Source organism: Canibacter zhuwentaonis, from assembly GCF_018531145.1.
Lineage (GTDB): Bacteria > Actinomycetota > Actinomycetes > Actinomycetales > Microbacteriaceae > Canibacter > Canibacter zhuwentaonis.
In genome coordinates this window covers 1-13,906 of sequence record NZ_JAHDSZ010000010.1, presented here as the reverse complement: position 1 = coordinate 13,906, position 13,906 = coordinate 1, and the positions used below count along the sequence as shown (strand labels likewise).

Sequence of the window (13,906 nt, the reverse complement as noted above, 5' to 3'; positions counted from 1 at the left end):
TCCAAAAATCGGTGCAGACTAACTAGACGCTAGGAGCAAACGCCGCACAAGCCTGGCTGTTAAAGTACGTTAGCGGTTATATCCGCTATTGCGCTTTGGAATAGGCGCAGACCGTCAAGCCCGGAGCGCATCGCGGCGGGAGTGTCCGGACCAAAACCTGCCTCAACAGCGTGCTCGGGGTGAGGCATCAGCCCAACAACATTGCCCGCGTGGTTGCGCAACCCGGCAATGTCGTTAAGAGAGCCGTTCGGATTAACACCGCTGTAGCGGAAAGTCACAAGCCCCTCGCCCTCAATCTCGAGCAGGGTCTCGGCATCCGCAATATAACCACCGTCGCCGTTTTTAAGCGGAATCGTGATTTCCTCACCGGCGGTAAAACGGTTTGTCCACGCGGTCGCAGTGTTTTCCACGCGCAACCGCTGATCGCGGCGAATAAACTGCTGGTGTGAGTTGCGGATCAGCCCGCCCGGCAAAAGCCGCGACTCAACAAGAATTTGAAAGCCGTTGCAAATACCCAGCACGGGCATTCCCCTGCCCGCAGCCTCAATAACCGCCGTCATAATCGGAGAAATCGCCGCAATTGCACCCGGGCGCAGATAGTCGCCGTAGCTGAATCCGCCGGGTAATACGATTGCCTGCACGTCTGCAAGATCTTGCGAGCGATGCCAGAGCGCAACCGGCTCTGCGCCACTCAGTCGCACCGCGCGCTGGGCGTCGCGATCGTCAAGCGACCCGGGAAACGTGACAATTCCGATGCGCGCGGACATTATGCGCCCGCCTCAAACACGGCAACAACGTTTTCGATAACCGAATTTGACAGCACCTCGGTTGCGATTTGCTGCGCCTGCGCGAGCGTTTCGGCGGTAACCTCACCGGCAACTGCAAGCTCAAAACGCTTACCAACTCGCACAGCGGTAAACGGGTTTGCGGCGTTACGAGCGAGCGCCGCGGCGATAGCTTTGCCCTGCGGGTCAAGCAGCTCAGCCTTCGGCATGACCTCAACGATAATTTTAGCCACAGCTTCTCCTTACGGTTTCTAACAATGTGTGCTTGTTTCCATTTTATCGCTAGGCGGATGGGGTTTTCTGGGGAGCTTGTAAAACGGTGTGCATTCCGTTGTGCGAGCAGATTTTGTCGCTGCGTTAGCGCCCAGCATACCGTGGGGTCGGCAACTCGCTCACCGGAGCGCTAACACCTACAACGGACCCGTTAGGCCGGCGCAGTTTCACCGGTGAGCCTGCTAAACAGGGTGCGGTACTGTTGCAGGGTGCGCTCCACGATCGCATAGGGCAGCGTTGGCGCAGCCCCCGTGCGATCCCAGTTTGTAAGCAGCCAGTTACGCACGATCTGCTTGTCAAAACTGACCAGCCGGGCAGCCCCCTCGCCGGTGTTATAAGCTGTCGCATCCCAGTAGCGCGAAGAATCGCTTGTGAGCACCTCATCCGCCAAAGTTAGCTCGCCGGTATTACGGTCAAAACCAAACTCAAACTTGGTATCCGCCAAAATCAGCCCCGCCGCGGCAGCGACTCGTTGCGCGTGCGTGAAAATCTCGAGCGACGTGTCGCGCAGCTGCGCAGCAGCATCCGCACCTACCAGCTCGACAGTTTGCTCGTAACTGATGTTTTCATCGTGCTCGCCCTGCGGTGCTTTGTACGCGGGGGTGTAAATCGGCTCTGGTAGCAGCGCACCATCTTCGAGCAGCGCTGGCAGCTTAATGCCGCACACCGCGCCGCGGCTTAGATATTCTTGATAACCGGAGCCGGTAATCGCGCCCCGCACAATGCACTCAACCGGCAGCATTTCGAGTTTTTTCACGATTACCGCGTTTTTGCTGTGCGCGGCGGGAGGGGTTGCGCCGGTGAGATGGTTTGGGGTTTTCAGCTGGCTCATCCACCAGCTTGAAAGCTGCGTTAGTAGCGCGCCCTTGCCTGGAATTGGCGGGTCAAGCAGCCTGTCAAAAGCGCTCACTCTGTCGCTCGCCAGCAGCAACAGGTGCGCGCCGCCAGCGGCGCTCTGGTAGATTTCGCGCACTTTGCCAGACGCGATGTGTTGCCAGCCGGGTATTTGCGGAGGAATATTTGTTATGCTCACACTACTATTTTGCCAGTTAAAACGGATAGGCTAATACTATAGAGTCTTAACACGAGGAGATCAGCATGGTGACGCACGGACCGGTAATTGTCCGCCAGAATATCGAGCAGCCGCGAGATTCGGTGTGGCAGGCGCTCACGAGCGAGGCAATTTTGAGCGAGCTGTCGGATAGTACGAGTCTGCGGTTTGACCCGCAGCGCGGCGGTGAGGTGTGGTTTTTTGACATCTCGGGCGAACTCGATGTGTGGGTGCCCGGGCACGTGTTTGGCTATCGGGTGCGGCGCGATGGCGAGCCGAGCACAGCAACCCTGGTGACCCTGCGCTCGCGCGGTGATGAGGTGCTGGTGACGGTCACCGAAACCGGTTTTGACGGCGTTATTGATGGGGCGGATCGGGCTGCCGCGTCGCAAAAGTTTTGGTCTAATGTTTTAACCAGGCTGAGCGGGTATGATTTTTCTGAACTGCAGCAGTGCGAGACGAGCGCTGCTGCCACAGCGTCAGAAAGAGGAAGTAACTATGATGGTATGGATTCGCCGGGTTGTGCTGGTGTGGGTAGTCAAGCTGATTTCAGAGCGAGTGATTCGCTGGTTCGGGAACCGGGGCGACAAGAACAAAGCTCAGGAGAACTCGAAGAACAAGAAGCGGCGCTAACGCGCGATTCTGAGTGCGGGGCTGCGGCAGAGCCGATTCCGGGCGTGACAGGCGCGGAATCGTGCGCTGCAGCAGTTGCTGTTTGTGATGGGGGTGCTAGTGCGGCGGATGCTGTGGGTGCTGGCGAGCAGGTTCGAGTTGTAGATGCGCCGGATGCCGCGCAGCATCCGGCTGCAGAGTTGCAGAGTGACGAGCCTGTGACTCAGGTAACTCAGGATTTCGGCGAGGCTAATGTTCCGCTGGTGGTAACAGCGCAGGAATTTGTTGATAGCGAGCAGGGTGCGAGTGTTCAGGCTGGGCAGGCTCAGAGCGCGTCCACGGCAGAACCTGTGGCAGATCCTGCGGCAGAAACCCGGACAGAGCGCGCGGCGGAGACGCTGACAGCGCCCGAGGCGGGGTCTGCGGCAGAAACACTTGCAGCACCCACAGCGATAGAACCCGCGGCAGACACATCCGCCGCAAAAGACTTTGAGCAACTCTTCGAAGAGATTCTCGACGATCGCGCCACTGCGTCGCAGCCCGTGCAGAAAGAGCTTCCCAAACGCAAGTGGTGGAAGCTGTAATCACAACCCGGCAGTTGATTTATAGAATTGGTGACACCGTGAAAATACTTGTTTTAGGATCTGGTGCGCGTGAGCACGCTATCGCACTATCGCTAACAGCAGAAGGGGTGCACGATATTGTGTGCGCGCCCGGCAACGCGGGAATATCCGCCGCAGGAATCCAAACAGTGCCGCTCGACTACACCAGCCCGCAGACCGTTGCCGAGTATGCGGAGCAAGCAGATTTTGAGCTGCTCGTTATAGGCCCTGAAGCGCCGCTAATAGCGGGCGTTGCTGACGCGGTGCGCGCACGCGGCATTGCGGTTTTTGGCCCCGATAAGAGCGCTGCAATGCTCGAGGGCTCTAAAAATTTTGCAAAAGAGATTATGCAGAGCGCACAGGTGCCTACGGCGCGATCAGCTATAATCACGGTTGAAACCGCGCGGCAAAAACTCGATGAGTTTGGCGCGCCGTACGTGATTAAAGCCGATGGGCTCGCCGCTGGCAAGGGCGTGCTGGTTACCTCTGACACCGAGGCGGCAATAGCGCACATTGCAAAATGGCAGCCGCACGGGCGAGTGATTATCGAGGAGCACCTTTGGGGGCAAGAGGTCTCACTGTTTTTTTTCGCCGATGGGAAAACCGTGAAACCGCTCACGCCAGCGCAAGATTTCAAGCGCATTTTTGACGGTGACAGGGGCGAAAACACGGGCGGCATGGGTGCTTACAGCCCGCTTACCTGGCTACCAGCAGATTTTGTGAGCACCGTTACCGAGCGTGTTGCGCAACCGGTTGTGAGTGAGCTTGCTTCGCGCGGCACGCCTTTTATTGGGTTGCTCTACTGCGGGCTGATAGTCACTGATGCGGGCTTAAAAGTAATCGAGTTTAACGCCCGCTTTGGTGACCCCGAAACTCAGGTTGTGTTACCGCGTATGGTTAGCCCGCTCAGCGAGTATCTGTTGGCGAGCGCTCGTGGTGAGCTTGAGAGCTTGCCGGAGCCAGAGTTTGCCTCCGATAGAGCGGCGGTGGTTGTTGTTTTAGCTAGCGCGGGGTATCCGGCGGAGGCGCGCACCGGCGATGAGATTAAGGGGCTTGAAGAGGCTGTGCAGCAGCAGGGAGTGCACCTGGTACATGCGGGAACTGTGAGCAAGTGCGGCAGGGTTTGGCGCACGGCTGGCGGGCGTGTTTTGGGCGTTGTTGGTTTAGGGGCGGATGTTGCAGCTGCTAGGGAGCGCGCTTATGCGGGAATTGCCAAGCTGCAAGTTGCGGGCGGGCAGTATCGTACAGATATTGCGGCTGGGCGCTGAGACTGTTTTTAAGGAGGGTGCGAGCTTGGTTTAGCTCGCACCCTCCTTTTGTTTGTGCGTGATTTTTGCTATTGCCAATTTTACTTTTTGGTAGAATACTGCTTTCATTAAAGATACTTTCAAAGACTGCTCCTTTTCATAAAGGTGTTTCTTGCTCTTTTGTTTACTTCCTGTTGCTGCTGAATGATGTGCCTTTCTTTTTGTTTTGTAACTGCTTGATTTCTTCTTCTGTCATTAAAAGTTTTCTATATATTTTTCATTTTCTGTTTCCCTTTTCTGTTTTGAACAACAAAAAAAGAGATAACATTTCTGCTATCTCGACAATAAACTTCTGTATGTACTACATAAAAATACACTTTTGTGGTTTATATATTTTGTAAGTTAAATATCCATTTAAGCCATGAATAAACCGAACTGGAACGTCTAACTATCTGTTGATCATTACACACATTATTTTCTCTCATAATATTTTGAATTTCCTCTTTGGTAGGCAACTCTCCACCATTATAAACCTTTAGAAATAGCTTATTAAATATTTCATGCTCTAAAATCAAACTAACCAATTTCAATTGACGTTCTTTGTATCTAAGTTTTACTGTGTCCCTCCCCAATCTAGATAAAAAAACTTTTTTTACTTTTTTTCCATCTTCTTCTTTAACAGCTTTCTTCTCGAATAATCCAAGATACCTACCTGCATTGTGATAATAATCAGATTGCCTTAAATCAAATTCCATTTTTTCAGCTATATTTTCCGCCGTTCTTTCTTCCTCGAAAAGTAATTCCATAAGCGATATAATTCTTTCAAAAGAATTAGCTTGTATAAAAGGGATATCGGTTTTATTTTGATTATCATCATAAACAACTTCTACATTAGAATACACATCATAAATCTCATTTAAAGAAATATCCGTATCTTGTAAAGAATAGTTTTTAGATTTTACCAATCTTATTGATGAATAGTTATTTTTATCTTCAAACTCATATTCAAATAATCTATATATTTGGTTTGAATAAATAGAAAAAACAAGTCTAATAGGCTTATTAACTTTACTTGCCCATAATCTATACGGATAATAAAGTTGCCTTACATGAAAATCTGGATGAACAACATTTTTTGCTTCTAAAATAACAACTGAATTATCATTTTCCATTCCTCCATCAATTTCACATTGTGCATTTTCAACATCAACTTGAAATGCAGTTCCTCGATGTCTATCTACACGAAAACTGAAAACACCTGTACCCATTCTGCCATTAAATGTAGCAATATTATTATCTTCATCTAAAAATCATCTAATATTTTTGAAAGCATTAGAACATTAATTGCATTTGCTTCTGATGATATGTTTCCAATATCAATCGTTTCATATTCAGGAATTTCCACTTTTTGCATTTCAGTTATATGTTCTCCCAATTCTGGAATTGGTTCATACAACTTAAAATCACTTAAAATATATTTTGTTCGGCTAATGGGTAAGATGTTGATATTGTGTTTTTTGAAAATACTCGGTAAATTTTCGGAGCTATCCCATTTTGCCATTAATCTTGGTTCTTTAAAAAATTTTATTTGACTAGCAGTAATATAAAAGGCTCCTTCGCTCTTAATTTCGCTAAAAATATCATATTTTTCAAAAAGTTTAGTCCAAGCTTCATCAATATTCATTTTATGCGTAGTTCTTTACCAACACTTCATTTATTTCTCCACGTTTATTTCCATTCCTATTTATTGAACGTTTTGCTTTTACAGTAATAATTTCATAATGCTTGTATAACTCTCTAATAAAAGGATGATCTGAGTTAGACAATAAAAACTTAATCCCTTTAGAGTTTAATTTATCACATTCTTCCTTTAGTTCGATTTGTTGCTTCTTATCAAATCCATTTTCCGTGTAACCCGTAAAAGATGATGAAGATGAAATCGGCATATATGGTGGGTCAAAATATACAAATGCACCTCTTGTCAAGTTTTTTAAAGGTTTTTTATAATCCCCATTAATTATTTTTATATTATTTTCATTAAAATATTTTGACATGGCTAATACAACAGGCATATTAACTATATTAGGATTTTCATATTTTCCATAAGGTGAATTAAATTGTCCTGCTTGGTTTACTCTAAATAACCCATTGAAACATGTTTTATTTAGATAGATAATTCTTGCGGCTTTTTCTATATCTGTCATTACACTATAGTTTTCATTTCTATCTAATGCCCTAACTTCATAAAAATATTCCTCTGAATTAAGTCGTTCATGATTTTCTAAAGCTGAAATTAATTCATTAGGTTTGTCTTTAATTACCTTATAAATATTTATCAGATCACTATTAAAATCGTTTATAACTGCTTTTTTAGGCTGAATATCAAATATGACTGCTCCTCCACCCACAAAAGGCTCAACATAAGTGGAAAATGTCTTTGGAATAAGTGGAACTATATCACTTAGTAGCTGTCTTTTGCCACCAACCCACTTTACTACAGGAGAAAGAACGACATTCTTTTTTCTTGAATTTTTAGTCATAGTCTTATTCTCCTTATCTTTTATCACTTACACAGAACTGAAATACATCATTTGGGATGCACTCTAAAGCTTCACATATACGGTTAATATTTGCCATTGAAATATATTTATTATTACCCATATGAGCAGCACAATTCCTTGAAATGTTTACTATCTCAATCAAGCCTTTTTTCTTCATTTTTTATCTCCTAAAATCTTCCGAAACGGTTGATAAGATGCATTTATTTTATACCCCTCAAGTTTAATTAACAATAACAAAAAACTTGTAAAATCACAAGTTTTAAGTGTGGTTCAAAAGGTTATTTTTATAAAATTTTAGGTATTATTTTTTTATTCTGTGGTACTTAACAGTTGCCTATAAAATTAAAATACACATCGACTTGTTTCTTCGATTATTTCCCTGTCTTCCTACTGTTGCTCCGTGGACACAACTTTTTCTATATACTTATTTTATCATTGGTGTGGTGTTCTATCACTCCTCCTGGAGCGTTAAACCCCACAACCTCACTACTCTTGTACAACTGGCATGATAAATGCTAAACCGGCACAAAACCACACTGTATAAAGTTTAACTCCACGAGAACTAAGTTTCGAAAGAAACTTTTAACCCTAGAGAACCAGACATTACAGACAGTTTCAAACCCGCAAAACCCATCCACACGAGAACACAAGTTTCGAAAGAAATCTTTTAACGCTAGAGAACCAGGCGATTTAAACACCCAAAAAATGGGTGTTTGGTGGTGGGTGTGAAAGGGTGGGTGTTGTGTGAATCTAATCACACAGCACCCACTTGCTTTTTTGGTTCAACCTATTAGTGAGTATAGGAAGTTTGTTAATGTTGTATATTGTTTTTGTTTGCGGTGAGTTTTCGTTTCCTGTGTACTATAGCAACGGCTGCTATTCCAGCTGTTATGAGTATTCCACCGGTTGTTAGCATGATTGTTTGGCCTTGTGCGCCGGTTAGAGGAAGCGCAGGAACAATGGCTTTGCTGTTGTAGACAGTTACTGTTGCAGGGTTAGTTAGAGTGTTATTTTCACCCACGGTAACCTGCGTACATGTATCGTTAAGCACGTATCCGGTTGGGGCTTTAATTTCTTTTATGCTGTATGTGCCGGCTTTAACCGGGATGGGTGAAACTAGTTTACCCGTATCGCGTGTTATAAGGGTTTCTTGTAGGTCTACTTTAGTTGTGCAGGTGTTACCGGTGTAGAGTTCGAAGGTTGCGCCTGATATTACGATCATGGTGCCTGTAACATATTTTTGTATATCAAAATACCCGAAAAAGATAGTTGGTGCGCCACCCGGGCCACCACCTGGGCCACCATTCGGGTCTGGGTCTGGGGTTTGCTGTGTGGTGTCCCCTCCATTAGAGGTTTTGATTCTAACGTTTGCGGTGTTTACAATCTTCCCGGGTTTATTTACTGTGGTTGTGATTTTGAATGTAACAGTCTGACCTCCCCTGAGGGTTGTTGTGTCATCTAAGTGACCTGTTAGGGTTCGGTTTCCGTTTCCTGTGGCAGCAACGGTTACACCAACCTCACGGCCGTCAACTTGCGCGGTAGTTTCAACGTATTCTAGGCCTTCCTGTAGCTGGTCTGTGAAGCTTACCTCTGTGAATGTTTCACCTTGTTGGAGTTCTGGTAGTGTTTGTGTGATAGTCCAGGTGACACTGTCACCGAGTTTTGTAGCACCCTTATCGTCTAGGGTTTTAGATGGTTTAGCGCTAACAGTGTTTTTTGGGTAGACGTGTACGTTATAGTTCCACGTGTTGTTGCCGTTTGGGTGGGGTACGGTAACAATAAAAGGCGCAGCCTTTTTAACCACATTATCGGGAGCATTGGTTTCTGTAACCAGATAAGCACCAACAGCTAGACCATTGAATCTGGCTTCCCCGTTGTTGTCTGTTGTTTGGGTAGTTTCAGACCCCATAACTACCCTGGTTTTAGCTTGATCAACGGTTAAATTTTTAAGCGTTTCCCAGTCGGTGTTTTGTGTGAGATCAAGATTGAGTTTTTGAATCTTAAACACTACCCCAGCAATCGCAACCCCCGCAGGGTTTTCAATTTGTCCTGTGCCGGGGTTGCCTTGAGGGCCTTGTTGTTTATGTTTGTGCATAATAATCGAACCCTGCTGGCTTGTGTCAATATCACCGGGCGCGGCGGCGTTAGCCGGTTGTGTAAAGATCAACCCACCCGCAACAAGTAGCTGGTGGTGAACCTGTTAAACCCACCACAACTACCACCAGCCTACAACCAGGCAACACTGGTGCAAACAACACAAGCAAAACCAAACCAGCAACAAACACAAAACCCCCACATATTTCACAGCTGCCGGCCGGGGTAAACCGCACCACCATCACGGATCTAGTCACAAGCACAACAACAAACAAAACAGAATACTATCCCGGTGAAGCAGCTAGCATCCAAGTGTCATTCAGGTATAACGAGGTGGCATACCAGGAGGTGCAGTATATTCAATCCGATCAGGATTCGTATACTGTTAAAATTAACTTCAGGGTTCAACTACCCACCGGGTTTACAATCTCACCAGACACACTAACCAGAGGCCCCTTCACAAGAGACTGCACTGATCAGCGGGCATGTATGGCGGATGGTTTTGAATATAGTTACAATCAACAGTCACGCAGGCTCACCGGTAGTTTCCCCACACCCACCCCCCACTATAAGTACGGCGGTGAGTACCAGCTTTTTGAGGAACTTAACATAACAGGAACAGTAACAGGCACACCCAACACATCCCACACAGTTAGGACTACCGCTAACGGGCTTTTAGATTTTACCTACATCGACAAAACCAATTCTCGTGTTAATGATGTGCAAGAACCTTTCACCGCCACTCCCTCTCAAGCGGTGTTTCGGATTGTACCCCGTAAAACGGTGTTGAAGGCTTCGTTTCAGCCTGTAGGGCTCACCGAAGGACAGGTTGTTGTAACAGGCGAGGTTTTATGCATTAACCCCCAAGGCCAATCAGACAGGCGTACTAATCTTAGGTTTACTCTAAAACACAACCAGCTAGTAGGCGGCAAATGGAACAGAGAATTAAACAACATGGTTGATGCAGGTAGCACCTGTGTGATAACCATTGTTAAGGGCGCTGTTCCAGCAGGCTGGAGATGGAAAACACCCGACCGTATCACCCAAACAGAATCAAACATCACCAGCTCACGCACCAGCACAATACGGCTGGAGGTTGAAAAAATACCAATCGAAGTATCCACCGAAACAACCACCCCCACACCAACAGTAGCCGCAGGCCAGCCGGTACAGGTAATATCAACAATCACAGCCAGCGGCTATGAGGCGCGTAACATCCCCGTCACAATCCAACTACCAAAGGGCGGGTTTGTAAACACTGCCGCCACAGTAAACTCAACATGCACCACCACAGGGCGTGGTGCTATGTGTCCTGCCCAGTGGGTGTACAACGCAGCTAGTCACACGGTAACAGCAACAATACCGGTTATTCCAGCCGGAGGCAGCATTAAAGTAACCGTTACAGGCAAAGCAGGGTTCTTTGATGCTAACAGCCGTAGTTTCACTGCAACCACCAGCGCGACGTTTACAGACGCTAACCAAAACAATAACACTTCAAGAGCAAGTTTTAATGTCACAAACAAAAGGGTCACAGTCTCACTCATTGTAAAACCCGAAGGAGAACACCCCGCTAGTGGTGTTGTGACAGTGTCGGGTAGTATCAACTGTGTTACCCCGTTTAAGCATAACGCTACGTTCACGTACACGCTAAACTACGCTGCGCTTGTTAACGGCGCAGGAGCGCCCCAAGTTATACATAAAATAGTATGGGCTGGCAGTAATTGCACAGTAACAGTACGCAACATGACAGCCCCTGATGGTTGGGAGTTCACCAGCCAAACCCCGTCGGTGTATCAACTGCAACAGGTTATGATGGACGAAACAGTTCAACACACAGTTCGTTTACAACGCAAATTCATGGCCGTAGCACCACCGCTGCCACTCACCGGCGGAATCGCAACCGACTGGCTATATCTAGCAGGAGCAGGTGTACTGATAGTTGGTGTTGCGGCGGGGCTTGTAGCACGCAGACGGCTACGGGCTCGCGTGTAACACCCACAAGCAGAAGCAACAGGCGGCAAGTGGTTTCACCGCTCGGGTGTCAGCCCCTGCAGGCTGGCTAACACCGGCGGGTGGTGTGGTTGTTTTAGTAAGCTGTTGGTTGCGGGTGGGTTGATCCTTACACAACCGGCTAACGCCGCCGCGCCCGGTGATATTGACACAAGCCAGCGGGGTTCGATTATTGTGCATAAACACAAACAGCAAACCCTTCAAGGCAACCCCGGCACAGGACAGATTGAAAACCCTGCGGGGGTTGCGATTGCTGGGGTAGAGTTTAAGATTCAAAAACTCAATCTTGATCTCACACAAGACACCGACTGGATGACGCTTAAAACCCTAACCGCTGATCAAGCTAAAAACAGGGTAGCAGCGGGGTCTGAAACTACCCGAACAACAGACGATAACGGGGAAGCCACATTCAGTGATCTTGATATTGGTGCTTATCTGGTTACAGAAACCAATGCTCCTGCTGGTGTGGTTAAAAAGGCTGCGCCTTTTATTGTTACCGTACCCCACCCAAACGGCAACGCGTGGAACTATAACGTACACGTCTACCCAAAAAACACTGTTAGCGCTAAACCAACTAAAACCCTAGACGATAAGGGTGCTACAAAACTCGGTGATAGTGTCACCTGGACTATCACACAAGTACTACCAGAACTCCAAAATGGTGAAACATTCACAGAGGTAAGCTTCACAGACCAGCTTGCCGAAAACCTAGGCTACGTTGAAACTACCGCGCAGGTTAACGGCATGGAGGTTGGTGTAACCGTTACCGCCACAGGAAACGGAAACCGAACCCTAGCAGGCAGCTTAGATGACACAACAACCCTTAGAGGAGGTCAGACTGTTACATTCAAAATCACAACCACAGTAAACGATCCCGGGAAGATTGTAAACACCGCCAACGTTAGAATCAAAACCTCTGGTGGAGGAGATACCACACAGTCAACACCAGACCCTGTGCCGGGTGGTGGTCCGGGTGGCGCACCAACTCTCATCTACGGGTATTTTGATATTCAAAAATATGTTAAAGACACCATGATCGCAATATCAGGCGCAACCTTCGAACTCTACACCGGTAACGACTGCACAACTAAAGTAGACCTACAAGAAATGCTTGTAACACGCGATACGGGTAAACTGGTTTCACCCATTGCGGTTAAAGCCGGCAAATACAGCATAAAAGAAATTAAAGCCCCAACCGGATACGTGCTTAACGATACATGTATGCCAGTTACCGTGGGTGAAAATAACACTCTAACTAACCCTGCAACAGTAACTGTTTACAACAGCAAAGTCACAGTTCCTGCGCTTCCTCTAACCGGCGCACAAGGTCAAACAATCATGCTAACAACCGGTGGAATACTCATAGCTACAGGCCTAATAACCGTTGCTATAGTACACAGGAAACGAAAACTCACCGCAAACAAAAACAATATGCAACATTAACAAACTTCCTATACTCACTAATAGGTTGGAACTGCTTGGATTGCATGGTTCTTTGGTGTTAAAAGGTTTCTTTCGGGGTTTAGTTTTCGTGGAGTTAAAACTTTATACGGTGTGGTTTTGTGTCGGTTTAGTGTTTATTTTGCTGTTTGCGTGTATTGGGGGTTTTGTTTTAGTGGGTTTGGGGGGTGTTGGTGGTGTGTAGGGGGTTGTTTGGTTTGACTTTTCCGGGGGGGGGGGGGGTAGTTTTAATGGTGGTTTATTTTGGATGCTAGGGTCTGAAGCTCTTATATCTTATATAGGGGGTTTTAGGGGTGTTTGTTTGGAGGTTGTTTTGACTGGTGTGGTTTCTTTGCTGTTGCAGGCACGGGGTGTTGTTTCAAACATTCTCACACTAGCGCTGGTGTTCAGCACACTAGCTAGCGTACAAACAGGTCAAACCGTTGGGGTGGGTGTTGCAACAGGGCAAAACACGCTGCTGCAAGTAGCAGGTGATAAACCTGTTAAACCCACCACAACTACCACCAGCCTACAACCAGGCAACACTGGTGCAAACAACACAAGCAAAACCAAACCAGCAACAAACCCCCCGCACACTACACAACTACCAGCCGGAATAAACCGCACCACCATCACGGATCTAGTCACAACCACAACAACAACCGACAAAACAGAATACTACCCCGGTGAAGCAGCTAGCATCCAAGTGTCATTCAGGTATAACAATACGGCGTACCGGATGGTTGAGCAGATAAATGATGCATCAAGTTTTTATACTATTAACGTTAACTTCAGTGTTCAACTACCCACCGGGTTTACAATATCACAAGAAACACTCACCAAAGGCCCCTTCAAAACGAGGAATTGCACAAACCAGCTTGCTTGCACATTGTCTGGTTTTCAATGGAACTATAACCAACAGTCACGTACGCTAACTGGTAGTTTACGTTCTTATCACAGTAAGGACGACGGCGCGGCACAGTTGTTTGATGACACTGTTCTAATAAAAGGTACTGCAACAAACCATATTGGGTCTCACACGGTTAGGACTACCGCTGACGGAGTGATTGAGTTTCCTATCGGCAAACTTGGTGGTGTTGCCCATTCAGAATCTTTCACCGCCACTCCCTCTCAAGCCATGTTTACAATTGTTTCTCGTAAAACGGTGTTGAAGGCTTCGTTTCAGCCTGTGGGGCTTACTGAAGGACAGGTTGTTGTAAGGGGTGATGTT

At 47.1% G+C, this 13,906-nt stretch carries 11 protein-coding genes and 1 pseudogene; 5 read left to right on the top strand and 7 right to left on the bottom strand.

The genetic code is table 11. The features are described from left to right. Positions 1-59: 59 nt before the first annotated feature. From purQ to KJY78_RS05065, 3 genes are all read right to left on the bottom strand, one after another. On the bottom strand, positions 60-767 hold the full coding sequence (gene purQ, locus KJY78_RS05075) for a phosphoribosylformylglycinamidine synthase subunit PurQ (RefSeq protein ID WP_214337526.1): 708 nt from the start codon (positions 765-767) through the stop codon (positions 60-62). Then, a complete protein-coding gene (locus KJY78_RS05070) occupies positions 767-1,018 on the bottom strand; it encodes a phosphoribosylformylglycinamidine synthase subunit PurS (protein WP_214337525.1) in 252 nt (83 codons plus the stop codon). The genes purQ and KJY78_RS05070 overlap by 1 nt, the downstream gene beginning before the upstream one ends. 191 nt (positions 1,019-1,209) lie before the next feature. Further along, positions 1,210-2,091 carry a phosphoribosylaminoimidazolesuccinocarboxamide synthase gene (locus KJY78_RS05065; protein ID WP_348771202.1) on the bottom strand — a complete coding sequence of 294 codons (882 nt, stop codon included), beginning with the start codon at positions 2,089-2,091 and terminating at the stop codon, positions 1,210-1,212. A gap of 65 nt (positions 2,092-2,156) precedes the next feature. On the opposite strand from KJY78_RS05065, the gene KJY78_RS05060 reads away from it, so the two are divergent. Together KJY78_RS05060 and purD are read left to right on the top strand one after the other, a co-directional pair. Next, entirely contained in the window at positions 2,157-3,305 is a 1,149-nt protein-coding gene (locus KJY78_RS05060) for an SRPBCC family protein (protein WP_214337524.1), read from the top strand. Positions 3,306-3,343: 38 nt separating this feature from the next. Further along, positions 3,344-4,591, top strand: a complete 1,248-nt coding sequence (gene purD / locus KJY78_RS05055; protein ID WP_214337565.1) for a phosphoribosylamine--glycine ligase — start codon at positions 3,344-3,346, stop codon at positions 4,589-4,591. A gap of 368 nt (positions 4,592-4,959) precedes the next feature. Here the strand turns inward: purD and KJY78_RS05050 are convergent. The 4 genes and pseudogenes from KJY78_RS05050 to KJY78_RS05030 all read right to left on the bottom strand — a co-directional run. Beyond that, positions 4,960-6,237, bottom strand: a pseudogene (locus KJY78_RS05050) (type II restriction enzyme); the annotation flags it as partial. A gap of 18 nt (positions 6,238-6,255) precedes the next feature. Beyond that, positions 6,256-7,110, bottom strand: a complete 855-nt coding sequence (locus tag KJY78_RS05040) for a DNA adenine methylase (protein WP_214337521.1) — start codon at positions 7,108-7,110, stop codon at positions 6,256-6,258. A gap of 13 nt (positions 7,111-7,123) precedes the next feature. Further along, a complete protein-coding gene (locus KJY78_RS06600; RefSeq protein ID WP_250544733.1) occupies positions 7,124-7,288 on the bottom strand; it encodes a helix-turn-helix domain-containing protein in 165 nt (54 codons plus the stop codon). 654 nt (positions 7,289-7,942) lie between these two features. Beyond that, positions 7,943-9,298 carry a SpaH/EbpB family LPXTG-anchored major pilin gene (locus tag KJY78_RS05030; RefSeq protein WP_214337520.1) on the bottom strand — a complete coding sequence of 452 codons (1,356 nt, stop codon included), beginning with the start codon at positions 9,296-9,298 and terminating at the stop codon, positions 7,943-7,945. A 239-nt stretch (positions 9,299-9,537) separates the two neighbouring features. Between KJY78_RS05030 and KJY78_RS06810 the strand changes: the two genes are divergently transcribed. The 3 genes from KJY78_RS06810 to KJY78_RS05015 all read left to right on the top strand — a co-directional run. Next, complete coding sequence (locus KJY78_RS06810; protein WP_214337519.1) at positions 9,538-11,217, top strand: LPXTG cell wall anchor domain-containing protein; 1,680 nt, start codon at positions 9,538-9,540, stop codon at positions 11,215-11,217. Positions 11,218-11,322: 105 nt separating this feature from the next. After that, positions 11,323-12,678, top strand: a complete 1,356-nt coding sequence (locus tag KJY78_RS05020) for a SpaH/EbpB family LPXTG-anchored major pilin (protein ID WP_284676001.1) — start codon at positions 11,323-11,325, stop codon at positions 12,676-12,678. Between the two features lie 331 nt (positions 12,679-13,009). Continuing rightward, positions 13,010-13,906, top strand: an 897-nt coding sequence (locus tag KJY78_RS05015; RefSeq protein ID WP_214337517.1) for a hypothetical protein, incomplete at its 3' end; no start/stop codon positions are given.

What these genes read in the sequence shown, in the direction of transcription:
- purQ (WP_214337526.1), bottom strand. Translation starts at nt 767, where the DNA reads ATGTCCGCGCGCATCGGAATTGTCACGTTTCCCGGGTCGCTTGACGAT.
- KJY78_RS05060 (WP_214337524.1), top strand. Translation starts at nt 2,157, where the DNA reads ATGGTGACGCACGGACCGGTAATTGTCCGCCAGAATATCGAGCAGCCG.
- KJY78_RS05040 (WP_214337521.1), bottom strand. Translation starts at nt 7,110, where the DNA reads ATGACTAAAAATTCAAGAAAAAAGAATGTCGTTCTTTCTCCTGTAGTA.
- KJY78_RS06600 (WP_250544733.1), bottom strand. Translation starts at nt 7,288, where the DNA reads ATGAAGAAAAAAGGCTTGATTGAGATAGTAAACATTTCAAGGAATTGT.